General features: G+C 68.1%; 20 protein-coding genes. 16 read left to right on the top strand and 4 right to left on the bottom strand.

Annotation, left to right across the window (positions count from 1 at the left end; genetic code table 11):
* Positions 1 to 130 precede the first annotated feature (130 nt).
* Positions 131 to 1,723, bottom strand: coding sequence for an ABC transporter substrate-binding protein (locus CJ014_RS01135; RefSeq protein WP_100078680.1), 1,593 nt, complete (start codon positions 1,721 to 1,723; stop codon positions 131 to 133).
* 293 nt (positions 1,724 to 2,016) lie between these two features.
* On the opposite strand from CJ014_RS01135, the gene CJ014_RS01140 reads away from it, so the two are divergent.
* The 6 genes from CJ014_RS01140 (at position 2,017) to thiD (ending at position 8,467) form a co-directional block, all read left to right on the top strand.
* A complete protein-coding gene (locus tag CJ014_RS01140) occupies positions 2,017 to 3,525 on the top strand; it encodes a CYTH and CHAD domain-containing protein (RefSeq protein WP_100078681.1) in 1,509 nt (502 codons plus the stop codon).
* A 104-nt stretch (positions 3,526 to 3,629) separates the two neighbouring features.
* Positions 3,630 to 4,508, top strand: coding sequence for a dienelactone hydrolase family protein (locus tag CJ014_RS01145; RefSeq protein ID WP_100078682.1), 879 nt, complete (start codon positions 3,630 to 3,632; stop codon positions 4,506 to 4,508).
* A gap of 100 nt (positions 4,509 to 4,608) precedes the next feature.
* Positions 4,609 to 5,535 (top strand): DMT family transporter, encoded by a 927-nt coding sequence (locus CJ014_RS01150; RefSeq protein ID WP_100078683.1) that lies wholly within the window; start codon positions 4,609 to 4,611, stop codon positions 5,533 to 5,535.
* Between the two features lie 470 nt (positions 5,536 to 6,005).
* Positions 6,006 to 7,031: an FAD-dependent oxidoreductase gene (locus CJ014_RS01155; RefSeq protein ID WP_165790704.1), complete on the top strand. Its 1,026-nt coding sequence runs from the start codon at positions 6,006 to 6,008 to the stop codon at positions 7,029 to 7,031.
* Between the two features lie 33 nt (positions 7,032 to 7,064).
* On the top strand, positions 7,065 to 7,673 hold the full coding sequence (locus tag CJ014_RS01160; protein ID WP_100078685.1) for a thiamine phosphate synthase: 609 nt from the start codon (positions 7,065 to 7,067) through the stop codon (positions 7,671 to 7,673).
* Entirely contained in the window at positions 7,670 to 8,467 is a 798-nt protein-coding gene (gene thiD, locus CJ014_RS01165; RefSeq protein ID WP_100078686.1) for a bifunctional hydroxymethylpyrimidine kinase/phosphomethylpyrimidine kinase, read from the top strand. The genes CJ014_RS01160 and thiD overlap by 4 nt, the downstream gene beginning before the upstream one ends.
* Position 8,468: 1 nt before the next feature.
* Here thiD and CJ014_RS01170 read toward each other — a convergent pair whose 3' ends face one another.
* Complete coding sequence (locus CJ014_RS01170) at positions 8,469 to 9,326, bottom strand: LysR family transcriptional regulator (protein ID WP_165790705.1); 858 nt, start codon at positions 9,324 to 9,326, stop codon at positions 8,469 to 8,471.
* Positions 9,327 to 9,412: 86 nt separating this feature from the next.
* Here CJ014_RS01170 and CJ014_RS01175 point away from each other — a divergent pair, with 86 nt between their 5' ends.
* The 5 genes from CJ014_RS01175 to CJ014_RS01195 all read left to right on the top strand — a co-directional run bounded on the left by CJ014_RS01175 (position 9,413) and on the right by CJ014_RS01195 (position 14,907).
* A complete protein-coding gene (locus CJ014_RS01175; protein WP_342588503.1) occupies positions 9,413 to 10,000 on the top strand; it encodes a cysteine hydrolase family protein in 588 nt (195 codons plus the stop codon).
* Between the two features lie 179 nt (positions 10,001 to 10,179).
* Entirely contained in the window at positions 10,180 to 11,823 is a 1,644-nt protein-coding gene (gene pgi / locus CJ014_RS01180) for a glucose-6-phosphate isomerase (protein WP_100078688.1), read from the top strand.
* A 238-nt stretch (positions 11,824 to 12,061) separates the two neighbouring features.
* Positions 12,062 to 12,754 carry a 6-phosphogluconolactonase gene (gene pgl / locus CJ014_RS01185; RefSeq protein ID WP_100078689.1) on the top strand — a complete coding sequence of 231 codons (693 nt, stop codon included), beginning with the start codon at positions 12,062 to 12,064 and terminating at the stop codon, positions 12,752 to 12,754.
* A 270-nt stretch (positions 12,755 to 13,024) separates the two neighbouring features.
* Complete coding sequence (locus tag CJ014_RS01190) at positions 13,025 to 13,852, top strand: UDP-2,3-diacylglucosamine diphosphatase (protein WP_425351881.1); 828 nt, start codon at positions 13,025 to 13,027, stop codon at positions 13,850 to 13,852.
* Positions 13,849 to 14,907, top strand: coding sequence for a glycosyltransferase family 4 protein (locus CJ014_RS01195; RefSeq protein ID WP_100078691.1), 1,059 nt, complete (start codon positions 13,849 to 13,851; stop codon positions 14,905 to 14,907). The genes CJ014_RS01190 and CJ014_RS01195 overlap by 4 nt, the downstream gene beginning before the upstream one ends.
* Positions 14,908 to 15,535: 628 nt before the next feature.
* Here CJ014_RS01195 and CJ014_RS01200 read toward each other — a convergent pair.
* Complete coding sequence (locus CJ014_RS01200) at positions 15,536 to 16,738, bottom strand: protein phosphatase CheZ (RefSeq protein WP_100078692.1); 1,203 nt, start codon at positions 16,736 to 16,738, stop codon at positions 15,536 to 15,538.
* 151 nt (positions 16,739 to 16,889) lie between these two features.
* Here CJ014_RS01200 and CJ014_RS01205 point away from each other — a divergent pair, with 151 nt between their 5' ends.
* Entirely contained in the window at positions 16,890 to 18,110 is a 1,221-nt protein-coding gene (locus tag CJ014_RS01205) for an MFS transporter (RefSeq protein ID WP_100078693.1), read from the top strand.
* Between the two features lie 4 nt (positions 18,111 to 18,114).
* Here CJ014_RS01205 and dgcA read toward each other — a convergent pair whose 3' ends face one another.
* Entirely contained in the window at positions 18,115 to 19,095 is a 981-nt protein-coding gene (dgcA, locus tag CJ014_RS01210; protein WP_100078694.1) for an N-acetyl-D-Glu racemase DgcA, read from the bottom strand.
* A gap of 482 nt (positions 19,096 to 19,577) precedes the next feature.
* Between dgcA and CJ014_RS01215 the strand changes: the two genes are divergently transcribed.
* From CJ014_RS01215 to CJ014_RS01230, 4 genes are all read left to right on the top strand, one after another.
* Positions 19,578 to 20,693, top strand: coding sequence for an ABC transporter permease (locus CJ014_RS01215; RefSeq protein WP_133121793.1), 1,116 nt, complete (start codon positions 19,578 to 19,580; stop codon positions 20,691 to 20,693).
* Between the two features lie 3 nt (positions 20,694 to 20,696).
* Positions 20,697 to 21,491: an ABC transporter ATP-binding protein gene (locus tag CJ014_RS01220; RefSeq protein ID WP_100078696.1), complete on the top strand. Its 795-nt coding sequence runs from the start codon at positions 20,697 to 20,699 to the stop codon at positions 21,489 to 21,491.
* An 8-nt stretch (positions 21,492 to 21,499) separates the two neighbouring features.
* Positions 21,500 to 23,152, top strand: a complete 1,653-nt coding sequence (locus CJ014_RS01225; RefSeq protein ID WP_100078697.1) for an MCE family protein — start codon at positions 21,500 to 21,502, stop codon at positions 23,150 to 23,152.
* Between the two features lie 166 nt (positions 23,153 to 23,318).
* Entirely contained in the window at positions 23,319 to 23,942 is a 624-nt protein-coding gene (locus CJ014_RS01230; protein ID WP_100078698.1) for an ABC-type transport auxiliary lipoprotein family protein, read from the top strand.
* The last annotated feature ends 195 nt before the right edge of the window (positions 23,943 to 24,137 follow it).

Below are 24,137 nucleotides of genomic sequence, written 5' to 3' on the forward strand. Positions count from 1 at the left end.
GGATTTCCGCCATCCTACATGGTTTCCCGCATGAGGGCGGACGCGCGCGGCGTCTTTCGGCTTTGTTTCCCGATGCAAAAACGGTTCCGGGGATCGCTCCCCGGAACCGCATCCGTCCTGATGGCTTGCCTTACTCGGCGAGGTCGACGCCGTCGAAGCGGTGCGAGCCGAGCGGATCGACCTTGAAGTCGATCACGGCCTTGGACATCGGCACGTAGGTGGTCGAGTGGGCGATGGTCGCCCAGGGCGCCTCGCGCTTGAAGACGACCTGCGCCTCCTCGTAGAGCTTGGTGCGCTCGGCGACGTCCGACACCTTGCTGGCCTTGACGACGAGGTCGTTGAACTCGTCGTTGCACCAGTTGGCGCGGTTGGAGCCGCCGACGCCGGCGCAGCCGGCCAGCACGGCGAGGAAGTTGTCCGGGTCGCCGTTGTCGCCGGTCCAACCCATCAGCACCGCGCCGTCGCGCTCCTTGTCCTGGCTGCGCTTCAGGTACTCGGCCCACTCGTAGGAGACGATCTCGACCTTGACGCCGACGTTGGCGAAGTCGGCCTGGATCAGCTCGGCCATGCGGCGGGCGTTCGGGTTGTAGGGACGCGACACCGGCATCGCCCACACCTTCATGGCGAGATCGTTGACGCCGGCCTCGGCGAGCAGCTTCTTGGCCGCTTCCGGATCATAGGGGTCGTCCTGGACCTGGTCGTTGTAGGACCACATGGTCGGCGGGATCGGGTTCTTGGCCACCTGGCCGGTGCCCTGGAAGACGGCGTCGATGATGGCGTTCTTGTTGATCGCCATGTTGAGCGCCTTGCGGACGCGCACGTCGTCGAAGGGCTTCTGCAGCACGTTGTAGGCGAGATAACCGATGTTGAGGCCGGCCTGGCTCGCCAACTGGATGCTGTCGTCGGACTGCAGGGCCTCGACGTCGGCCGGGTTCGGATAGGGCACCAGCTGGCATTCGCCGGCCTTCAGCTTCTGCACGCGGACCGAGGCGTCCGGCGTGATGGCGAAGACGAGGTCGTCGATCTTCTGCTTGCCGCCCCAGTAGTCGGCGAAGGCCTGGTAGCGGATGACCGCGTCCTTCTCGTAGGCGACGAACTGGAACGGGCCGGTGCCGACCGGCAACTGGTTGAGGTCGGACTGCTTGCCGTCGGCGGCGAGCTTGTCGGCGTATTCCTTGGAAAGGATCGACGCGAAGTCCATGGCGAGGTTGGCGAGCATCGGCGCGTTGGCGGCGGTCAGCGTCAGCTTGATGGTGTAGTCGTCAACCTTCTCGATCGACTTGACGAGGTTCGGCATGTCCATGCCGGTCCAGTATTCCCAGGTGCCGCCGGCATAGGAATACCACGGGTCGTTCTTGTCGTTCTGGCGCTGGAACGAGAAGATCACGTCGTCGGCGTCGAAGTCGCGGGTCGGCGTGAAATACTCGGTGGTGTGGAACTTGACGCCCTTCCTGAGATGGAAGGTGTAGACGGTGCCGTCTTCGGAAATGTCCCAGCTCTCGGCGAGGCCGGGAACGACGTTGGTGGTGCCGCGCTCGAACTCGGTCAGGCGGCTGTAGACGGGCTTCGAAGAAGCGTCGAAGGTGGTGCCGGAGGCGTAGGGCGCCGGGTCGAAGCCTTCCGGGCTGCCTTCCGAGCAGTAGACGAACGTCTTGGCGTGGGCGGCGCCGGCAAGGCCCGCCACGAGCATGGTGGCCGCCAGAAGGCGGGACATCGTTTTCATAAAGTATACTCCCCTGTTGCCGAGCGAGGTCGGCGAACCCCGTGCCTGGCCGGACGGTCTTCTTGTCACTTTTCCCCGTCGGCCGGCGAGCCCTTATCCGAACCGACAATTGACCGGTTGGCAAGCGTTTTTTCCCGTCCGGTCAGAAATGCGGCCTCTCGCCGTGCCGGCGGCGATCGCCGGCCGGTTTCGGCGGCGGCGGACGGCCATCCGGAATCCGAATCGTTCCGGGGTGGCTCGTCAAACCCTTCTGGCGGCGATAGGATCGACACGAACGCGATGAGGGGGCGAGCATGGCAGACGGCGTCGAGGCGGAACTGAAGGTGGCCGTGGACGCGGCCGGCGCCTCGCGCCTCGCGCGCCTTGCTTCCCTCGCCGGGCTGGACGTCACGCCGAAGGGCGACAAGCGGCTGGTCAGCACCTATTTCGACACGCCCGACCTCGCCCTGCGCGCCAAGGGCATCAGCCTGCGGCTGCGCCGGTCGGGGCGGAGCGGCGAACAGACGGTGAAGTTTTCCGGCAGCTTCTCGCTCGGCCTCGCCGAGCGGCCGGAATTCAACGTGCCCTACAACGGCCGGGTGCCGGATCTCTCCCGCCTGCCCGACGAGGCGGCGGTCGAACTGACCAGGCTGGTCGATGGCCGGCCCTTGGTGCCGCTGTTTTCCATGCGGGTGACGCGGCGGCGCTGGGACATCGCCACGCCCGGCGGCGACCGCGTCGAGATGGCGCTCGACCGCGGCACGGCGACGGCCGGCAGCCGGCGCGCCGACATCCGGGAAGTGGAATTCGAGCTCGTCTCCGGCGACCGGCGGGCGCTGTTCGAGGTGGCGCGGCCGGCGCTGGCCGGCGTCGCCTTCCACTTTTCGACCGAGGCCAAGTCCGATCTCGGCTACGCGCTGCTGGAAGGCGAGATCGGCGCGGCCGAGCCGACGACGGCGGTGGATGCCGACCTCGACGACGACATGTCGGTGGAGATGGCGCTGCAACAGGTGCTGAGATCCTGCGCCTTGCAGATTTCCGCCAATGTCGCGGCCCTGAGGGCGGCCGACGATCCCGAGGGCGCGCATCAGTTGCGCGTCGGGCTGCGGCGCCTCCGGACGGCGCTGAAGGTGTTCGCCTCCGTCATGGCGCCGGGCGCCGCCGAGCCGCTCGGCGCCGAGGCGCGGCGGCTGGCCGCCGAGGTGGCCCATACGCGGGACATGGACGTGCTGATCGACGAACTGGTGGCGCCGCTGGAAGGCGACGACATCGCCGCGCTGATCGTCCTGCTGGAGAAGCGGCGCAAGGCGGCGCGCGCCCGGCTCGCCACCGTCCTCGCCGAGCGGAGCACCGGCGATTTCCTGATCGACCTCCTCGCCTTCACCGAGGCGCGCGGCTGGCTGTCGACGGACGATATCGGCCAGAGCGTCGGGCTCGCCGCGCCGGTCACCCCGTTCGCCGAGGAGGTGATCGCCCGCCTCAGGCGCAAGGTGGAAAAGCTCGGCCGCGACCCGGAGGCGCTGTCGCCCGACGAACGGCACGAGCTCAGGAAGCGCTTCAAGCGGCTGCGCTACGCCTACGACTTCTTCGAGCCGCTGTTGCCGAAATCGGCGCGGCGCAAGCTGCTGCCGCGCGTCAAGGCGGCGCAGGACGTGCTCGGCGTGCTCAACGACATCCACATGGCCCATCTCATGCTCGACGACGTCCATGCCGCCGGACCGAAGGCCGGCGCCGTGGAGCGGGCCATCGGCTATTGCCTCGGCTGGCACAGCGCGCGGGCCGAGGCGATCTGGGAGCGGCGCTCCGACGACCTGACGCTCTGAGACCCTGTCTCCGAGCGGTCGGCGGCGAATTACGCGGTTTACACATTCGGGAAAATACCGGACTGTCGGCGCGGGCGAGGGGCGTCCTTCGAGGGAGCACCGAGATGAGCGAACGCATCGTCATCACGCAGGAGATGATCCGGCTCTACGACGAATACACCCACCTGACGCTCGACCGCCGCGGCTTCATGGAGAAGCTCGCCAAGCTCGCCGGATCGAGCGCCGCGGCGGCCGCCATCGTGCCGCTGATCGAGGCGGGGCAGGCGAAAGCGGCCGTCGTCGACGCCACCGACGACCGGCTCGACGCCTCGACGGTCGAATTCCCCGGCGACGGCGGCACGCTGAAGGGCTATCTCGTCCGGCCCAAGGCGGAAACCGGCCCGCTGCCGGCGGTGATGGTCATCCACGAGAACCGCGGGCTCAACGGCCATATCGAGGACGTCGCCCGCCGCCTGGCGCTGGAGGGCTTCCTGGTGCTGGCGCCGGATTTCCTGTCGCCGGCCGGCGGCACGCCCGCCGACGAGGACAAGGCGCGCGAGCTGATCGCCGCGCTCGACCGGGTGAAGGCCGTGGGCAACGCCGCGGCGGCCGCCGCCTTCCTGCGCGGCCGGGAGGGCGGCAACGGCAAGTCCGGCAGCGTCGGCTTCTGCTGGGGCGGCGGGCTGTCGCTGCAGACGGCGGTGGCCGATCCCGGCCTTGGCGCGGCGGTGGCCTATTACGGCGCCCAGCCGGCGGCCGAGCAGGTGCCCGCCATCGAGGCGTCGCTGCTGCTGCACTACGCCGGCCTCGACGACCGCATCAATGCCGGCATCCCGGTGTTCGAGGCGGCGCTGAAGGAGGCCGGCAAGCCCTACGAGCTTTACGTCTATCCGGGCGTCAACCACGCCTTCAACAACGACACGTCGGCGGCGCGCTACGACAAGGCGGCGGCCGATCTCGCCTGGACGCGCACCGTCGGCTTCCTGAAGTCGCATCTTGCCTGAGGCTTGCCGGGGCGCCGCGAAGTCCAAAAATATGATAAATCGGGCCTTGGTCCCGCGGCAAATCGCGATATAAGCGGCTGAGCAAGGAGCTGCCTCTTCCATGTCGCCGACCGCCGCGGGCGTTCTTTTCAAGCTCGCCTCGACCATCGCCTTCGCTTTCATGCTGACGCTGATCAAGCTGGTGTCCGGCCGCGTGCCCTCGGGCGAAGTGCTGTTTTTCCGCTCCTTTTTCGGCATCATCCCGGTGCTCGTCTATCTCGTCGCGCTCGGCGTGTTTCCCGCCTCGCTGAGGACGGCGAAGCCGCTCGGCCACGTGCGGCGATCGGTGGTCGGCACCGTCTCGATGTTCTGCTGGTTCACGGCGGTCGCCTACCTGCCGCTGCCGGACGCCACCGCCATCAGCTATTCGGGGCCGCTGTTCGGCGTCTGCTGCGCGGCGCTGGTGCTGCACGAGCGGGTCAGGGCCTTCCGCTGGGCGGCGGTCGGCATCGGCTTTCTCGGCGTGATGATCGTCCTGTCGGAGCAGGTCGGCGGCTTCGATACCGGGCTCCACGGCGGCCGGGCGATCGGCGCGGCCTGCGCGCTCGCCTCGGCGGTGCTCGGGGCGATCGCCGCCGTCACCGTGCGCGAGCTGACGGCGACCGAGACCACCGGCGCCATCGTGTTCTACTTCCTGGCCTGCGGCTCGGTGTTCTCCTTCGTGACGCTGCCCTTCGGCTGGGTGATCCCCAGCTTCGCCGACGCGATCATGCTGATCTTCGCCGGCCTGTTCGGCGGCATCGGGCAGGTGCTGATGACGCAGTCCTATCGCTTGGCCGAGGCCTCGGTGATCGCGCCGCTCGACTACATCAACATGGTCTGGATCGTCATCCTGTCCTACCTGGTGTTCGGCGACGTGCCGACGGCGATCGTGCTGGCCGGCTCGCTGGTGGTGATCGCCTCCGGCGTGTTCGTGGTCTGGCGGGAGCGGCGCCTCGGCATTCTCGAGGCCAAGGCGAAGGCCAAGAGCGCCGATACGCCGACTTAGTTTTCCGCCTCAGGCGCCGGCGGGCCTCCGGCCCTTGGCTTCCGCTCCGCTTTGCGCCTTTCGGGGCTTCGTCCCGAAAGGCCCGCTCCGCGGGGCGCCGCTTGGCGCCGGAAGCCGCCAGGGCGGCTTCGGGTGCCCTCCGATGCTCGGCACGGCGATCCATATATGCGGTTCGCCCCATTCTGCCCGAGGTCCTGCGCCTGCGCGTAGGAAGACAGAATTATATATAGGAAACATATACATAACCCATATATAAGGTGTCATCCTACGCGAAGGCGTAGGACCTCGGGCAGGAAAAGGCACGCGGCATATATAAGGCATTCCTGGTTGCCGAAGGCGGGCTTGAGTTTTCTCGGCCACCGTGGAAGCGATTGCCCCGAAACCGCGCGGCGAGCGTTGACACTCCTTCGGCCGCGGGCCAAAAAGGTCACGCCGGGCCAATGGAAAAGCGTCGGCGCGAGAGATATCCGATGAGCGAAATTGCGAGCGGCAAGCGCGAGATGGTCGATGTGGCGATCGTCGGCGCCGGTCCCATGGGGCTCGTCACCGCGCTGATGTGCGCCCGCGCCGGCCTCAAGGTGGCGATCTACGAGCGGCAGGGCGATTTCTCCGCCTCGCCGGCCTGGAACGGCACCGGCGTTCTCGCTCCCGACTGCGAGGCCGACGTCGCCGACGCCACCATCGTCGACCTCGGGCGCCGCTCGCTCGACCTCTGGCCGACCCTGATCCCCGGCTTCACCCTCAACGGCGCGCTGGTGCTCGGCAACCGGCGGCAGCCGACGGCGCTCGACGACTATTCCAGCTTCGTCCTCAACTACGAATGGGCCGACGAGGAACGGATCGCCGCCCTCGAGCCGTCGCTCGCCGGCATCTACAATCGCGGCATGTATTTCCCGCAGGCGGCGCACGCCGATCCGCGCGTCCTGTTCACCGGCCTCAAGGAGGTGCTGGAGGCGGCGGGCATCCGGATCCGCTTCGACTGGATCGGCACGATCGACGGCCTGCAGGCCGAGCGCATCGTCGACACGCGCGGCCTCGGCGCGCGCGACCGTTTCCCCGAACTCAGGGCCGTCACGGCGGAGATGGCCCAGGTGCGCAGCCACAAGATCGAGCTCAACCGGCCGATCCGCCTGCTGCACAACCGGCATGCCCTCTACGTGACGCCGCGCGGCCAGGGAATCTACGTCATCGGCGCAACCACCGTCGACGACGACCGCAGCGGCGTGTCGGTGCGCTCGGCCGGCGAACTGATGACCCACGCGGTGTCGCTGCTGCCGGCCTTCGCCGACGCCGAGGTGGTGGAGCTGCGCTCGGGCCTGATGCCGGTGCTGATGAACGGCGTGCCGAAGGTGGTGGTCGGCGACCGGATCATCGCCGTCAACGGCCTCTACCGCTACGGCTGGATGGTGGCGCCGGCCATTGCCGAGGATCTCCTGCGCGTGATCTATACGCAGGCGACCAAGGTCATCCATGCCAGCCGGCCGATGCGCCACTGATCTGAGTTTCCCTTTGTTTCGGACGGAATGCCGATGCTCGACCGCTTCTATCTCATCATCGACCGCGCCGCCTGGCTGCCGCGCCTGCTGCCGCTTGGGCTGAAGCTGGCGCAGATCCGCACCAAGGCGCCGGATATCGAGACGCGGCGGCGCGAAATCCGCGACTCGCTCGCCCTCTGCAAGGCGGCCGGCGCCACGTGCGTGGTCAACGATCACTGGCGGGAGGCGATCGAATTCGGCGCCGAGTGGCTGCATCTCGGCCAGGAGGATCTCGACACCGCCGACCTCGCGGCCATCCGCAAGGCCGGCATTCGCCTCGGCGTTTCCACCGCCAACCGGGCGGAGCTCGACCGGGCGCTCGCCGTCGATCCGCACCACGTGGCGCTCGGGCCGATCTGGTCGACCGTCTCCAAGGACGACGCGGCGCCGGCCAGCGGCCCGGAGTTGCTGACCGAGTGGAAGCGCATCGCCAAGCGGCCGCTGGTGGCGATCGGCGGCATCTCGCTCGACCGGGCGCCGATCTGCTGGGGCGCCGGCGCCGACAGCGTGGCGGTGATCTCCGACGTGCTGTCGGCCGCCGATCCCGAGGCACGGCTCACCCAATGGCTCGACGCGGCGAAATCCTGGGAGGCGCGGCCATGACGGCGATCGCGGTCACCATCGCCGGTTCGGATTCGGGCGGCGGCGCCGGCATCCAGGCCGACCTCAAGACCTTCTCGGCGCTCGGCGTCTACGGCGCGTCGGTGATCACCGCGCTGACGGCGCAGAATACGCGCGGCGTGACGGCGATCCACGAGGCGCCGGCCGACTTCGTGCGCGCCGAGATCGACGCCGTGTTCTCCGATCTTGCCGTCAATGCGGTGAAGATCGGCATGCTGGCCAGCCCGGAGCTGATCCGCACCGTCGCCGCCGGCCTCAGGGATTACGGCCAGAGCCGCGTCGTACTCGATCCGGTGATGGTGGCGACCTCCGGCGACAGCCTTCTCAAGGGCGAGGCGGTGGCGACGCTGCGCGACGAGCTGTTCCCGCTGGCCAGCCTGATCACGCCCAACCTGCCGGAAGCCGGCAAGCTGCTGGGCCGGACCGTCGGCGAGACGCCGGACGACATGCTGGCGGCGGCGCGCGAGCTCAAGTCGCTCGGCCCGCAGGCGGTGCTGGTCAAGGGCGGACACGGCAGCGGCGCCGAAAGCGCCGATCTCTATCTCGACGGCGAGGGGGAGCGCTGGCTGACGGCACCGCGCCACGCGACGCGCAACACCCACGGCACCGGCTGCACGCTGTCGTCGGCCATCGCCGCCGGTCTCGCCAAGGGGCTCGACCTGGCCGCCGCCGTTTCCGAGGGCAAGGCCTATGTGACGGCGGCCATCGTCGCCGCCGACCGGCTGGAGATCGGCCACGGCCACGGCCCGGTGCATCACTTCCACGCCTGGTGGTGAGTTAGCCTTGGCCGAGCCGGCGGCTCACCGTCGCGTCGATCCAGCGTGCGACGGCGCGCACCGCCGGCGCCTTGCCACGCTCCGGATGGGCGAGGCGGTAAACGTCGCGGACGGCGGCGCCGCGCGTGCCGGCGACTTCGGAGAAGCGGTGATCGGCGTCGCCCATCAGGACCGGCAGCATGACCGCCGCGCCGGTCGATACGGCGGCCTCGGCCAGCACGTCGAGCCGGTTGGAGCGGGCGAGAACGCGGGCATCCGGCCGTAGCGCCTGGAGGGCGATCGCCTCCGGCAATTCGGCGTAATCCTGGCCATAGGCGACCACCCTGCCCGAATGCGCGCCGTCCTTCGGGCGGTAGAGGGCGAAGGGGAGGCGGCCCAACCGGCGGATGGTGGCGGTGTCCTGCGGTCCCCGACCGAGCCGCACGGCGAGATCGGCTTGCCGCTCCTCGAAGCTGACGCTGCGATCCTCGATCGCCAGTTCCACCTCGATATCGGTATGAGCAGTGGCAAGCTCGCCAAGCGCCGGCGCCAAAACAAGGCGATGAACGAGCCCGAGGCTGGAAACGCGGACGCTGCCGGCCGCCTTCTGCCGCGAGCGGCGCAGCCGGCCGCCGGCTTCCTCGGCAACCGCCGCCATGGCGGACAGTTGCGGCAGGATCGCCCTGAGAAGCGGCGTCGGCCGCAGGCGGCGATCGATGCGGTCGAACAACGCCGCCCCGAGCCGCGCCTCGATGCGGCCGAGGCGACGGGCGGCGGTGGTCTGGTCGACGCCCAGCCGGCGGGCCGCCTCGCTCAGCGTGCCGCCGGCGACGATCTCGCTCACCAGTTCCAGCTCGTCCCAACGCATGTCTGCGTTCATGCAGATGATACCCCGCATATCGCCGGTTCCCTGCGTCGATGCAGAGCGTATCCTTGCCTGGAGGTCAAGCAGGAAAGGACATCCGCATGCCGCGCACGCTCAACGAAATTTTCGGCCGATCGCTGGCGCCGGCCCGCCTCGGCGTGGCGCCGCTGGTGCTGATCGACGGCCAGAACGATTATCTCGCCGGACCGCTGGCGCTTGCCGGCGTCGAGGCGGCGGTGGAGGCGGCCGGCCGCCTGCTCGATGCGGCGCGGGCGCGCGGCTCGAAGGTGGTCCACGTCGTCCAGCGCGGCGCCGCCGGTGGGCTGTTCGATCTCGACGGTCGCGGCGGCGCGATCGTCGACCGGCTGGCGCCGCGGGCCGGCGAGAGCGTGGTGATCAAGACGCGGCCGAACGGCTTTTCCGACACGTCGCTGCTCGCTGAGCTCGAAGACCTCGGCGGCGAGCTGATCGTCGCCGGTTTCATGACGCACAATTGCGTTTCCTCGACCGCCCGCGCCGCCCTCGACCTCGGCTTGATGCCGACCGTCGTCGCCGACGCCACCGCCACGCGCGACCTGCCGATATCCGGCGGAATCGTGACGGCCGCCGATCTCCAGAGGGCGGAACTCGCTGCTCTCGCCGACCGGCACGCCTTGGTGGTCGCCGTGGCCGATCTTCTCCGAGGCTGACGCGATTGTCGGCAGACATGGTTACTTGGGGGATTTCAACAGCTTGTCCCGGGGTATGCGCATATTTCGCAATCGAACCAAGCCGAAGGCACTAGCCTTGCTCCATTAGTCTCCCTAATATTCCGCGCCAATCGGCGGAACATACGCGGGCAGTCGCCTAGCATGGGAGTAACGTGAACATGGTCGCGGAGCTGGATCCTATCTTCAAGCGCCTGGAAGCCAAGAAGGCCGAGCTGGCCGATCGCCCGTTGCGCAAGCTGTTCGCCGAGGACGCCGGTCGCTTCGACCGCTTCAGCGTGCACCTCGACGACCTTCTGCTCGACTTCTCGAAGAACCGTCTCGACGCCGACGCCTTCGCCCTGTTGATCGAGCTCGCCAAGGCGGCGGGCGTCGCCGAGCGGCGCGACGCCATGTTCGCCGGCGCCGTCATCAACACCACCGAGAAGCGCTCCGTGCTGCACACGGCGCTGCGCAACCGGTCCAACACGCCGGTGATCGTCGACGGCAAGGACGTCATGCCCGACGTCAACGAGGTGCTCGGCCGCGTCCGCGACTTCGCCGAGGGCGTCCGCTCCGGCAAGATCGCCTCGTCGACCGGCGCTAAGTTCACCGACGTCGTCAACATCGGCATCGGCGGCTCCGACCTCGGGCCGGCCATGGCGACGATCGCGCTGACGCCCTATCGCGGCAACGGCCCGCGCCTCCATTACGTCTCCAACGTCGACGGCGCCCATATCTCCGACACGCTGGCCGAACTCGATCCCAAGACGACGCTGTTCGTCGTGGCGTCGAAGACCTTCACCACCTCCGAGACCATGACCAACGCCGGTACCGCCCGCGCCTGGATCAAGGAGCATCTCGGTGAGGCGGCGGTCGGCGCCCACTTCTGCGCCGTGTCGACGGCGCTCGACAAGGTGGCCGCCTTCGGCATGGACGTCTCCCGCGCCTTCGGCTTCTGGGACTGGGTGGGCGGCCGCTATTCCGTGTGGTCGGCCATCGGCTTGCCGGTGGCGATCGCCGTCGGCTTCGACAACTTCGTCGCCTTCCTCTCCGGCGCCCACGAGGTGGACAACCACTTCCGCAGCGCGCCGCTCGACAAGAACATCCCGGTGATCCTCGGCCTACTCGGCGTCTGGTATCGCAACGTCTGGGGCTTCTCGACGCATGCCGTGCTGCCCTACGACCAGCGGCTTTCCCGCTTTGCCGCCTATCTCCAGCAGCTCGACATGGAAAGTAACGGCAAGGGCGTGCGCACCGACGGCACGCCGGTGCCGCGCGCGTCCGGCCCGATCGTCTGGGGCGAGCCGGGCACCAACGGCCAGCATGCCTTCTACCAGTTGATCCACCAGGGCACCGACATCATCCCGGCCGACTTCCTGGCCGCCGCCGTGCCGCATGAGCAGGTCGGCGACCATCACGCCAAGCTCCTCTCCAACGTGCTGGCCCAGACCGAGGCGCTGATGCTCGGCAAGACCGTCGAGGAAGCCGCCGCCGAGTTGAAGAAGGCCGGCAAGTCGGACGCCGACATTGCCGCCCTGGCGCCGCACAAGGCCTTCCCCGGCAATAGGCCGACCAACACCATCCTCTACCGGACGCTCGATCCGAGGACGCTCGGCCGGCTGATCGCCATCTACGAGCACAAGGTGTTCGTGCAGGGCACCATCTGGGGCGTCAACTCCTACGACCAGTGGGGCGTCGAGCTCGGCAAGGAGCTGGCCAACCGCCTGTTGCCGGTGCTGAAGGGCGAGGCCGAGCCGGCGGCGAACCAGGACGCCTCGACCAAGGGCCTCGTCGCCGCCATCAAGGGGCTGCAGAAGGCCTGATTTTCCGAGATGGCCGGCGGCGGCCCGCCGCCGGCGTTTCCCGTGTCGGTTTTTCCACCGCAATGGCGGACACGGTTTGATAGGGATTGCGAAAAGTCGGCCGATGCCAACGCCGGCCGATTGTGTATATTCAAACAAGGGGAAACCGGCCGGCACGGCATCGTCCGATGCATCGGCCGACCGCCGTCCAGCCGATGAGAGCCGGCGGCGCCAAGGGATCGCCGATCTGGAGGAACGGATGTACGAGTTTCAGGAGTTCGAAAACGGCGCCGCGCTCGCCGACGCGTTGACCGTCGAGGTCGCCGGCGCGCTCGCCCATGCCATCCGTCTGCACGGCAAGGCGGCGCTGGCGCTGTCGGGGGGCAAGACGCCGGTGCGTTTCCTCGAGGCGATGTCGCGCTATCGCATGCCTTGGAACGACGTGATCGTGACGCTGGTCGACGAGCGCTGGGTGCCGGAGACGCACGAGCGCTCCAACGCCGGCCTCGCCCGTCGCCACCTGCTCAAGGGGCCGCTCAGCAACATCGAGTTCGTGCCGCTCTACCGGCCGGTGCCGACGCCCGAGGAGGCGGTGGCCGAGGTGGGCAGGACGATCGCCGACCTGCCGCTGCCGTTCGCCGCCGTCGTGCTCGGCATGGGCGAGGACGGCCACACTGCCTCCTTCTATCCGGGCGGCGACAACCTGGCGGCCGCCAACTCGCCGGACTGCAAGGCGCAGGTGATGGCGATTCGCGCCGAGGCGGCGGGCGAGCCGCGCATCACGCTGACCCTGCCGCTGCTGCTCGCCGCCGACGAGATCCTGCTGCATATCGAGGGCGCCGACAAGCGCGCCGCCTTCGACAGGGCGGTGGCCGGCGACGACGTGATGGAAATGCCGGTGCGCAGCCTCCTGAAGTCGGAAAAGCTGGTGAAGGTTCTCTGGTGCCCGTAAGCGCCTGACCCGAACCGATTCTTCTGGCATGCGGCCCGGTCTTGACCGGGCCGTTTTGCTTTTGATGCCAACGATTTTCGAAAGGATCGCCGGTATTCGGCTCGCCGAGCGGCCATGTCGGCGGCTTCGCTTGGCCATATGGGGGCTGAGTGGTCCCCCTGATCACCGTTTGGAGGCAAATAGGCGTCTTTGTCATAAAACTGAGAAGCTGCCGGGACAAAAGGAGGTATCGGGATCGGCGAGTTGCCATTGATTCCCGCCTCGGAGAAGATGCAGCGTGCATCTTTGTTTGCCATGACGGACGCCAATACTACTCGAAGCCTCAGAGCGCTGTTCCTGTCCGACATTCATCTCGGTACGCGCGACTGCCAGGCCGATCTTCTGCTCGATTTCATGCGCGTTCACGAGGCGGAGACGATCTATCTGGTCGGCGATATCGTCGACGGCTGGCGGATGCGCCGCTCCTGGTTCTGGACGCAGAGCCACAACGACGTGGTGCAGAAGCTGCTGCGCAAGGCCCGCAAGGGCGCCCGCGTCGTCTATATCCCCGGCAACCACGACGAATTCCTGCGCGACTATCTCGGCACGCATTTCGGCGGCGTCGAGGTGATGGACCGCTGCGTGCACGAGGCGGCCGACGGCCGCCGCTACCTGGTCATCCACGGCGACCAGTTCGACGTGGTGGTGCGGCACGCCCGCTGGCTCGCCTATTTCGGCGACTGGGCCTACGAGGTGGCGCTGTGGACCAATACCTGGATCAACAAGATCAGGCGCTTCGTCGGGCTGCCCTACTGGTCGCTGTCGGCCTGGGCCAAGCTCCGGGTGAAGAATGCCGTCAACTTCATCGGCGCCTTCGAGGATGCGCTCGCCTACGAGGCGCGGCGTGTCGGCGCCGACGGCGTCATCTGCGGCCATATTCACCATGCCATCATGCGCGACATGAACGGCATCGCCTACGTCAATACCGGCGACTGGGTGGAGAGCTGCACGGCGGTCGCCGAGAACCATGACGGCAGCCTGGAGATCATCCGCTGGACGCGCCTCGAGCACGAGCGCCGGACGCCGCTGATGCTGCCGCGCGCCGAGGCCGCCGAATGACGCGCATCACCGTCGTCACCGACGCCTGGCATCCGCAGGTCAACGGCGTCGTCCGCTCGATCGAGCGTACCAACGCCGAGCTCGTCGCCATGGGCGCCGAGGTCACCATGGTGACGCCCGACCTGTTCCGGACGCTGCCGCTGCCGAGCTATCCGGAGATCCGCGTCGCCATCTCCACCTATCGCCGCGTGGCGCGCGAGATCGAGCGCGGCCAGCCGTCCTACGTCCACATCGCCACCGAGGGGCCGCTCGGCCTCAAGGCGCGCAAGTGGTGCCGGCGCAACGGCATGCCGTATACGACGAGCTATCACACCCGCTTTCCCGAATATGTGGCGGCGCGGCTGCCGGTGCCTCAGTCCTGGCTCTATGCGCTGGTCCGCCGCTTCCACAACGGCGGCGCCGGCTGCATGGTCGCCACCGACACGCTGGCGGCGGAGCTGTCGGCGCGCGGCTTCCGCAACCTGATGCGCTGGGGCCGCGGCATCGACGCCGACCTGTTCCGGCCGCGGCCGGACGAGGCAGGCGCGTTCGACCATCTGCCGCGGCCGATCTTCATCAACGTAGGCCGCGTCGCCGTCGAGAAGAACCTCGAGGCCTTCCTGGCGCTCGACCTGCCGGGCTCCAAGGTGGTGGTAGGCGACGGACCGCAGCGGGCCAGCCTAGAACGGCGCTATCCGAACGTCCATTTCGCTGGCGTCAAGATCGGCGAGGACCTCGCCCGCGCCTATGCCTCGGCCGACGTCTTCGTGTTCCCCTCGCGCACCGACACCTTCGGCAACGTGCTGCTGGAAGCCCTGGCCTCGGGCCTGCCGGTCGCCGCCTATCCGGTGATGGGGCCGCTCGACATCCTCGGCGACAGCGACGCCGGCATCCTCGACGAGGATCTCAGGGCGGCCTGCCTCGGTGCCCTTGCCATCGACCGGGCGGCGGCGCGCGAGCTGGCGCTGTCCTTCAGCTGGCGGCGGGCGGCGATGCAGTTCCTCGACAATGTCCGCCTTGCCAACGGCGAAACGCTCGACGCGCCGCCACCGCTGGTGGTCCCGGCCGTGGTGTGAATTTCCGACACGCCTTTCGCCCGAAATGCTCCGGCTGCGACGGCAGTCTGGGTGAGGGAGCCCGATATCGGCCGCTCGCCCCGTTCTGCCCGAGGTCCCCCGCCTTCGCGGAGGATGACAATCTATATATATGATTTAATTATATAAATCTCGCCGAGACCTGCGGAGACGGCCCCTCTCGGACCGAAGAAGGGTGCCACGTCCCGTCCGGGGCCAATTTCCGGGCCAGCTTGAGAAATAGCACGCGCGGGAATTTACCTGGGTACCAATGTGCCGAGCTATCCCTTTGTTCCCCATATATAAAGCTGTCACCCTCATATAAAATTGTCATCCTCGCGCAGGCGAGGACCTCAGGCAGAACAAAGCTCAACGCAGATATGGCGCTCCGGCAACGCAAGGCGCCTGATACGCCCTTCATCACCTTCTCGTCCTGAGGTCCTCGCCTTCGCGAGGATGACAATCTATGCGAAGCGACGCGCTCGGCGGCGAACGGCGTGACAGGAACGTTCGCGTACCTGCGAAGGCGGAGGACCTCAGGCAGAACGGGGCGCGGGGCGGATATCAGACGCCCTTCCGGCTGCGCCAGGGAGATGGTCCCGGGCAACTGCTCTCGTCGGCAAAAAAGGCCTCAGGAGAACAGCGCCTGCCGTTCGGCCTTGGTCATCCGGGCGAAGGGGTCGTCGATGTCGGCTTCCTTGCCCTGCTTGACGGTGTCCGACACTTCCTTCAGCGCCTCGATGGCCGTGTCGACGGCTTCGGAGGCGATGGCCAGCGCTTCGTCGGTCGGCTCCTCGCCGGCTTCCGGCGTGTCGTCGGGCTCGATGGCATCGAAGTCGATGCTGTCGGCCAGGGCCGCGGCATCCCCCGCCGTGTCGTCGCCGGTCTGGATGGCGTCGAAGTCGAGGCTGTCGGCCAGCGTCGCGGCGTCTTCCGCCGTGTCGTCGTCGGTCGGAATGGCGTCGAAGTCGATCTGGCCGTCGGCGCCGACCATCGACGGGGCGGCGGCCTGTTCGAGGCCGGCCATGGCGTCGATGCGGTCGAAATCCATCTCGTCGATGGCGTGATTGGTCACCGCGTCGAGGGCGGCCCGGTCGGCGTCGGCATCCTCGACCAGCAGGCCGTCGACGAGGTGCTGCTCGATGCCCTCGCCGGCCAACGCCGGGCCGTTGAGCAGGTGGGCATCGGGACGATGGTCGTGGGCGTTGAGGGCGACGCGCCGGTCGACCGAGGTGTTGTGCACCTCCTCCTCGTCCATGCCCCAGATCTCGATCATCGCGTTGATGCGGTTCTCGAGATAGCGCAGCACCTGCACCACCTTCTGCGTCCGCTGGCCGGTCAGGTCCTGGAACGAGCAGGCCATGTAGATGTTGGTGGTCAGATTCTCGACGTCGTCGCAGAGCGCGTTGTCGACGCCGGCCTCGCGCATGGTCCAGGCGAGTTCCTGGATCTTCTCGGCCGAACCGAGGATCTCCGAGGTCGCCGCCTCGGTCTGCTCGACGATGGCGTCGAGCTCGTTGGAGGCGCGGTCGAAGCGGCTCAGCGGCGAGCGGCCATCGCTCTTGATCTGGGCGATCTCCAGCTTGGTGCGCTCGATGGCGTCCTTCATCTCGCCGATGTCGAGGCGGATGCGGTCGGCGTCGGGGCGGCGCTCGCGCTTCAAGATAGTCTCGAGCCGGCCGATGGCGCCGATCACCAGGTCGGTGTCGGCCGAACGATGACGCCGGGCATACTCGGAGAGGAACCAGCGTCCCTTCTCCGTCTCCATGACGGCGGCTTCGATGGCCTCGTAGTCGGATTCGCGCAACGGCGAGAGGGCTTGCGAATTTTCCATATTTTCGCCGCAGACCCCTTTGTAGACTAAACGGATACAGCTACAGGTAAAGTGTCGGCCGGAAACAGGCAAGCGATTCAGATCGGCGAGCCGCCATCATCGGCACGAATCCTTCACAACGAGTTTATTCCGAGTTGCTCTGTTGACAAGAATGATCGGGCGGTTTGCCCCCGCCTATTTGATGGGCGCCTTCTATGCCATCGCCTTCTTCGTCAACGGCGTGCTGACTCCGTTCTTTCCGGTTCTCCTGCAGGTCAAGGGCCTGAGCGGCGAACAGATCGCCTTCGTGCTGGCGACGCCGCAGGTGATGCGCATGTTCACCATGCCGGTGGTCAGCGGCCTGTCGGACCGGGCGCGCGACCGGCGCCAGGTGATGGCCGGCCTGATCGGCCTGACGCTCGGCTTCTCCATGCTGTTCGGCTTCGCCCAGGGCGATCTCGCGGTGATGGCCGTCGGCTCCATCCTCCTGGTGCTGTCCTACTGCGTCGGACCGCTCGCCGACGCCTTCGCCATGATCATGGAGCGCCACGGCCTCGGCGAATACGGCAAGATGCGGCTGTGGGGCTCGGCGTCGTTCATTCTCGGCAATATCGTCGGCGGCTATGCCATGGAGCATTCCGGGTCGACGGCGGTCTATTTCCTGGTGCTGTTCGGCTTCGCCATCGCCCTTCTGTCCACCGTCGCCATTCCGCCGGCGCCGCCGGCCGCCGCGCCGTCTTCCGCGGCGGCGCTCACCGTGCTGCGCAAGCCGGCCTTCCTGGCCGTGCTGCTCGGCCACGCGGTCAATCAGGCGGGACACGCCGCGCTCTACAGCTTCGGCACCATCCTGTGGCGGGCCAACGGCTTTTCGGACTTCACCATCGGCATCTTCTGGGCCGTCGGCGTCATCGCCGAGATCATCCTGTTCGCGCTGGCCGGGCGGATGTTCCGCGTCGTGTCGCCGCTGAAGCTGATGGCCGGCGGCGCGGTGATCGGCTGCCTGCGCTGGCTGCTGTTCGCGATGGACCTGCCGCTGTTGCCGACGCTGGCGCTGCAGGTGATGCACGCCGGCTCCTTCGCGCTCGCCCATATCGGGCTGATGCGCTTCCTGCGCGAGGTGGTGCCGACCGAGCGCGCCGCCTCGGCGCAGGGCACCTTCGTCATCTTCAACGGCCTTGCCATGGCGCTCGGCACGGCGCTGGCCGGCCGGCTGGTGCCGACGCTCGGCTCGGATACCTATGTGGTGATGTCGGTCTTCCCGATCCTCGGGCTGATCATCCTGACGGCGGCCGGCGGCGGCGCCCGGCGTCTGCCGGCCCACGACGCGACGTTCCGCGTCACCGGGGGCGAGGACCTGATGCCGGCGCCGAGCCCGGACGCGCCGGCCCGCTGAGCCATCAGCCCCAGAGGTCGGGGTAGGGCGGATGGACGATCGAGCCGGAGAACATCAGGCCGGGCAGGCGGTCGCGGGCCAGGAGAAGCGGGCCGTCGATGTCGGCATACTGGGCGCGCTGGGCGGCGACGAAGGCCGGCGCCATGGCGAGCGAGCTCGAAACCATGCAGCCGACCATGACGATCAGCCCTTCCTCCTCGGCGGCGGCGATCATCTCCAGCGCCTCGGTGAGGCCGCCTGTCTTGTCGAGCTTGACGTTGACGGCGTCGTAGCGGCCGACCAGCCGCTTGATGTCGGCCGTGGTGTGGGCGCTCTCGTCGGCGCACACCGGCACCGGCCGCTTGGCCTCGTCGAGATAGTCGTCGGCGTCGGCCGGCAGCGGCTGCTCGATCATGGCGACGCCGAGCTCGATGCAGGCCTCCATCATCTCGGGGAACATCTCCGGCGTCCAGCCCTCGTTGGCGTCGACGATGATGCGGCTCCGCGGCGCGGCCCGGCGGATGGCGACCAGGCGGTCGCGGCCGCCGTCGCCGCCGAGCTTCACCTTCAGCGTCGGCCGGTCGCTGGCCGACTTCGCCGCGGCGGCCATGGCGTCGACGCTGTCGAGCGAAATGGTGAAGGCGGTGTTCACCGGCTCGAGCGGCGGCAGGCCCAGAAGGTGGGCGACGCCGCGATGGGTCGCCTTGGCTTCGAGGTCGATCAGCGCGCAGTCGAGCGCGTTGCGGGCGGCGCCTGGCGCCAGAATGTCGCGCAGGGCGAAGCGGTCGCCGCCCTTTTCGATGAAGGCGCGGGCGCTCTCGATCTGGGCGAGGACGCTTTCGACCGATTCCCCGTAGTGGGCGTAGGGAACGCCTTCGCCCCGCCCCGACACGGCGCCTTCGCTTATGGTGGCCACCACCACGACCGCCTCCGTCTTGGAGCCGCGCGAGATGGTGAAGGTGCCGGCGATGGGAAAGCTGTCGACGGTTATGCTGAGCTTACGCAAGGCGACCTCACATTGATTTCCGCGCGGGGCAGAGCGGCTTCGGCCGAAGCCGCCGGCGATCGGCCGGAAAACGCCACATCGTGGGGACCGAACAACTGTCTGTTTCGGTCCATTTTGTCCATCAGGTGCTCCACGGACGCCGGCTTGGCGCGGCCCGGGTAGCAACCAGAGTAAAGACATCAGGGCGAAATGGGAATCGTTAAAGGGGCATCGCTATGTCGAAACCCCTATCTTTGGTCTAAGGCGCCCGCCGATCCGGCGGAACCGGGCCGGCCCACAGGCGGTTCCAGGCGGACGGTTCGCGGCGCTCGCCTGGCGGCCCGGCGGGGCGCTCCGTGTCGCCGACGCCATCGCGCACCATCTTCGTCTTCCGGGAACGGCATGGATCGCGGTTCGAGGCTGGCGCCGGCGGGCGAGGCTGATGTATCCTGCGCGGGGTCGCGGCGTTTCCGCGCGTGGCGAGATGTTCGAGGAGTGTTGGCGTGGGGTCGGCTGAGGGGGCGCGGGACGATGTGACGGTGCTCGGCATTGCCGGCGACTGGACGGTGGAAACCGTCGGCGCGGTGCTGCCCGCCGTCGCCGGAAAAGTGGCGCCCGGCCGGCATCTGGTGTTCGACGGCAGCGAGCTCGGACGGCTCGACACCGCCGGTGCCTGGGCGCTGATCGGCCTGATGCGGCAGCAGGACAAGGCCGGCGGCTCGACTGAGCTGAAGGACTTCCCCAAGCCGGCGGCGTCGCTGATCGCCGAAATCGATCCGCTCGGCCGCGACGAGCTGCCCGAGCCGCCGCGCGTCAATCCTGTGACCTGGACGCTGGAGGAGATCGGGCGCGGGGCGGCGGCCATCATCGACGATGGCTATTCGGTGCTCGCCACGCTGGGCGAGTCGGCGACGACGTTCCTCGACATGCTGCTGTGGCGCCGGCGCATGCGCTGGGCGGCCCTGTTCAACAACATCGGCCGGGCTGCCATCCAGGCGGTGCCGATCATCGCCCTGATGAGCCTTCTGGTCGGCATGATCATCGCCCAGCAGGGCAGCTTCTACCTGTCCAGCTACGGCGCCGACGTGCTGGTGGTGGATATGGTCGGCGTGCTGACCTGCCGCGAGCTGGGCGTGCTGCTCACGGCTATCATGATCGCCGGCCGCTCGGGCGCCGCCTACACCGCCGAGCTCGGCTCGATGAAGATGCGCGAGGAGATCGACGCGCTGAAGGTGCTCGGCCTGTCGCCGGTGGAGGTGCTGGTGCTGCCGCGCCTCCTGGCGCTGATTATCGCGCTGCCAATCCTGACGCTGGTCTCCGACCTGGCGGCGCTGGCGGGCGCCTGGATCGTCGGCCTCTACTATATCGGCATCCCCACGGACGTGTTCCTCGATCGCCTCAAGGCGGCGCTGACGGTCACCTATGTGCTGATCGGCCTCGCCAAGGCGCCGTTCATGGCGGCGATCATCGGCCTCATTGCCGCCATCGAGGGCATGAAGGTGAAGGGATCGGCCGAGTCGCTCGGCGAGCACACCACGGCGGCGGTGGTGAAGGCCATCTTCATGGTGGTGGTTACCGACGGCATCTTCGCCATGATCTTCGCGACGATCGGAATCTGACGAATGACGGACGAGACGGCGCGGCAGGACGGGCGGGAACGGGAGGCGGTGATCGCCGCGCGCGGCCTCGTGGTGGGCTTTTCCGGCGAGCCTATCCTCGAGGGGCTCGACATCGACGTCTGGCGCGGCGAGATTCTCGGCGTCGTCGGCGGTTCCGGTACCGGCAAGTCGGTGCTGCTCAGGACGCTCATCGGCCTCACCGCCCGCTCGGCCGGCACCATCGAGGTGTTCGGCAGGGATTTCGACCGCATCTCGGGCGAGGAGCGGCAGCATATCGGCCGCCGCTGGGGCGTGCTGTTCCAGCAGGGCGCGCTGTTCTCCTCGCTCACCGTGCTGCAGAACGTGGCGGTGCCGTTACGCGAGCACATGCGCCTCTCCGACGACCTCGCCGACCAGCTCGCCCGGCTGAAGATCGAAATGGCCGGCCTGCCGGCCGACGCCTGCGGCAAGTATCCGGCCGAGCTTTCCGGCGGCATGATCAAGCGCGCGGCGCTGGCGCGGGCGCTGGCGCTCGACCCCGACATCGTGTTCCTCGACGAGCCGACGGCGGGGCTCGACCCGATCGGCGCCGCCGAATTCGACCAGTTGATCCTGAGACTGCGTGACACGCTGGGCCTGACCGTGTTCATGGTGACACACGACCTCGACAGCCTCGTCACCATCACCGACCGTATCGCCGTGCTGGGCAACCGTCGCGTCCTCGTCGATGGTACATTCGCCGAGCTCAAGACTTTCGACCACCCGTGGGTGCGCGCCTACTTCAACGGCCCGCGCGCCGAGCACTTCACCTTCGGATAGGAAACGCCATGGAATCTCGGGCCAACTATGCGGTGATCGGCGCCTTCGTCCTGGTCATGCTGACGATCGGCCTGGTGTTCCTCGGCTGGCTCAGCAACATCGGCCAGAACCAGCAGCAGGCCGAGGTGCGCGTGGTGTTCTCCGGCGCGGTGACCGGCCTTTCGACCGGCTCGGCCGTGCTGTTCAACGGCATCAAGATCGGCGAGGTGCGCAATCTCCGGCTCGACGAGAAGGACCCGCGCACCGTCATCGCCATCATCCGCGTCAATCGCGACGTGCCGATCAAGACCGACACCCGCGCCACGCTGTCCTATCAGGGGCTCACCGGCGCCGCGACCTTGCAGCTCGAAGGCGGCTCGCGCAACGCGCCGGGGCTGTTCGACGCGGCGACCGACGGCATGCCGACCATGCCGGCGGATATCTCGCCCTTCCAGGACATTCTCGAAAGCGCCCGCAACGTGCTGGTCAGGGCCGACAGCGCCATGGCGGCGATCGACGACTTCATCACCGAAAACGGCCCGGCCTTCAACCGCACCGTCAATAACGTCGAGAAGTTCTCGGCTGCGCTCGCCGACAATTCCGACGGCATCTCCAAGGCCATGGCCTCGATCTCGTCGGCCGCCGAGTCCATCGGCGACATCTCGCGCGACCTCAAGGACGCGGCGGCGCAGGTGACGCGCATCCTCAACGCGGTGGATCCCCAACGGGTGACCGAGATCACCGAACGGCTGACCGAGTCCTCGGAGCGGCTCACCGCCGTGCTGGAGCGCGCCAAGGTCATTGCCGACGGCATCGATCCGGCGGCGGTGAACAGCGTCGTCCAGAACGTCGCCGACGCGGCGCGGACGCTCGACGAGACGGTGGGGCAGGCGAAGGCCATCCTGGGGGCGGTCGATCCCGAGGAGGTCGACCGGCTGGTGGCAAGCGTCACCGCCACCTCCGACGAGCTGCGCGCCACCGCCAACCGGGCCGACGCGGTGTTGGCGTCCGTCGATACCGAGAAGGTGCGGTCGGTGATCGCGGCGGTGGATACCGCCTCGCAGAACATCGCGGCGGCGTCGGGCTCGCTCGGCATGGTGGTCGAGGATGCCCGCCAGACGCTCGGCGCGGCGCGGGGCGTCGTCGAGGCGGTCGATCCGGCCAAGGTGCGCTCCACGGTCACCGACGTCAGCGACTTCGCGGCGATGCTGAAGGGCTACAAGCCGCAGCTCGACGCCATCATGGCCGATGTCAATCGCGCCTCGACCAGCCTTGCCGACCTGGGCCAGACCATCGACGAGCGCCGGCCGGACGTCGACCGCATCATCCGCGACACGCGCACGCTGGCCGAGCAGCTCAACGGCATCGCGGCGCGCGCCGACGGCGTCCTGCAGAAGGTCGACGGCTACGTGACCGGCGACGGCCAGGGCCTGGTCGCCGAGGCGACGGCGGCGGCCAAGTCGATCCGCGAGGTGGCCGACAAGCTCAACGGCGCGGTCGGGCCGATCACCGACAACGTCTCGAAATTCTCGAGCCGGGGGCTCGACAGCGTGGTGGCGCTGGCCGAGCAGGGGCGGCAGGCGCTGGCGAGGCTTGACCGGGTGCTGCAAGGCGTTGAAAAGAATCCCCAGCAGTTCATCTTCGGCGGGCAGGGGGTGCCCGAATACGCGCCGCGCCGCTAAAGCCGAGGCAATGGCCGGAAACGGCTTTTGCTCCGGCTCGTTGTGTTCACGTATCCGCGTTGTCCGAAAAGCCTGCAACTTTTCGGGCGGATGTAGGGTCTCTGGTTTCACGCATCCGCGTTGTCCGAAAGGTCTGCAACTTTTCGGGCGGATGCTTTAGGAGGCGATGTTGGTATCTGTTCATCCGGGCCGGCGGACGGCCTCTCTGGCGGCGTTCCTCCTCGCGCTCACCCTTGCGGGCTGTTCGACGCTCGGCCTCGGGTCGCCACCCAAGCCGGACGCCATCTTCGACCTCGCGGTTCCCACGGCCTTCGATGGCGCGACCAGGCGCTCCTCGGCGCAGATCCTGGTGCCGCTGCCGAACGCCAGCGACGCGCTGTCGACCGGGCGCATCGCCGTGCGCGCCGCCGGCGGGTCGATCTCCTACCTGCCGGGCGTCTCCTGGTCCGACCAGCTGCCGCCGCTGATCCAGACGATCATGGTGCGCGCCTTCGAGAACTCCGGCCGCGTCCGGGCGGTCGGCAAGCCGGGCGAGAGTCTCGCTATCGACGACCAGGTGATCGTCGACATCCGCGCCTTCGAGCTGGATGTCACCGGTTCGCCTACGGCGCACGTCACGCTCGGCGTCAAGCTGCTCGACGAACGTAACGGCAAGGTGCGGGCGAGCCGCGTGTTCGACGTCAGCCGGCCCGCGGCGTCCGACCGGCCGAAGGACGCCATCGCGGCGATCGACCAGGCCGCCTCGGCGGCGGTGGCCGAAGTGGTGAGCTGGACGGCGTCGGCGCTGTAGGCGGCGGGGTGCTGTGACCGGCGCCCGGCGGCTGTTTTGCCACTCAAGGCCTTCGGCCTCACTCCTCTCTCCAACTCTCCCCCACAAGGGGGGAGAGGGCTCGTCGAGCTGAAAGGTGCACCTTTCCAGGGCAATAGGTTCTGATCGGAACCAAGCCGTGCCCTCTCCCCCCTTGTGGGGGAGAGTTGGAGAGAG

The organism is Pleomorphomonas carboxyditropha (assembly GCF_002770725.1).
GTDB lineage: Bacteria > Pseudomonadota > Alphaproteobacteria > Rhizobiales > Pleomorphomonadaceae > Pleomorphomonas > Pleomorphomonas carboxyditropha.

Coding starts and splice junctions, on each gene's coding strand:
- CJ014_RS01135 (WP_100078680.1), bottom strand. CDS start 1,723: ATGAAAACGATGTCCCGCCTTCTGGCGGCCACCATGCTCGTGGCGGGC.
- CJ014_RS01140 (WP_100078681.1), top strand. CDS start 2,017: ATGGCAGACGGCGTCGAGGCGGAACTGAAGGTGGCCGTGGACGCGGCC.
- CJ014_RS01145 (WP_100078682.1), top strand. CDS start 3,630: ATGAGCGAACGCATCGTCATCACGCAGGAGATGATCCGGCTCTACGAC.
- CJ014_RS01150 (WP_100078683.1), top strand. CDS start 4,609: ATGTCGCCGACCGCCGCGGGCGTTCTTTTCAAGCTCGCCTCGACCATC.
- CJ014_RS01155 (WP_165790704.1), top strand. CDS start 6,006: ATGAGCGAAATTGCGAGCGGCAAGCGCGAGATGGTCGATGTGGCGATC.
- CJ014_RS01160 (WP_100078685.1), top strand. CDS start 7,065: ATGCTCGACCGCTTCTATCTCATCATCGACCGCGCCGCCTGGCTGCCG.
- thiD (WP_100078686.1), top strand. CDS start 7,670: ATGACGGCGATCGCGGTCACCATCGCCGGTTCGGATTCGGGCGGCGGC.
- CJ014_RS01170 (WP_165790705.1), bottom strand. CDS start 9,326: ATGAACGCAGACATGCGTTGGGACGAGCTGGAACTGGTGAGCGAGATC.
- CJ014_RS01175 (WP_342588503.1), top strand. CDS start 9,413: ATGCCGCGCACGCTCAACGAAATTTTCGGCCGATCGCTGGCGCCGGCC.
- pgi (WP_100078688.1), top strand. CDS start 10,180: ATGGTCGCGGAGCTGGATCCTATCTTCAAGCGCCTGGAAGCCAAGAAG.
- pgl (WP_100078689.1), top strand. CDS start 12,062: ATGTACGAGTTTCAGGAGTTCGAAAACGGCGCCGCGCTCGCCGACGCG.
- CJ014_RS01190 (WP_425351881.1), top strand. CDS start 13,025: ATGCAGCGTGCATCTTTGTTTGCCATGACGGACGCCAATACTACTCGA.
- CJ014_RS01195 (WP_100078691.1), top strand. CDS start 13,849: ATGACGCGCATCACCGTCGTCACCGACGCCTGGCATCCGCAGGTCAAC.
- CJ014_RS01200 (WP_100078692.1), bottom strand. CDS start 16,738: ATGGAAAATTCGCAAGCCCTCTCGCCGTTGCGCGAATCCGACTACGAG.
- CJ014_RS01205 (WP_100078693.1), top strand. CDS start 16,890: ATGATCGGGCGGTTTGCCCCCGCCTATTTGATGGGCGCCTTCTATGCC.
- CJ014_RS01220 (WP_100078696.1), top strand. CDS start 20,697: ATGACGGACGAGACGGCGCGGCAGGACGGGCGGGAACGGGAGGCGGTG.
- CJ014_RS01225 (WP_100078697.1), top strand. CDS start 21,500: ATGGAATCTCGGGCCAACTATGCGGTGATCGGCGCCTTCGTCCTGGTC.
- CJ014_RS01230 (WP_100078698.1), top strand. CDS start 23,319: ATGTTGGTATCTGTTCATCCGGGCCGGCGGACGGCCTCTCTGGCGGCG.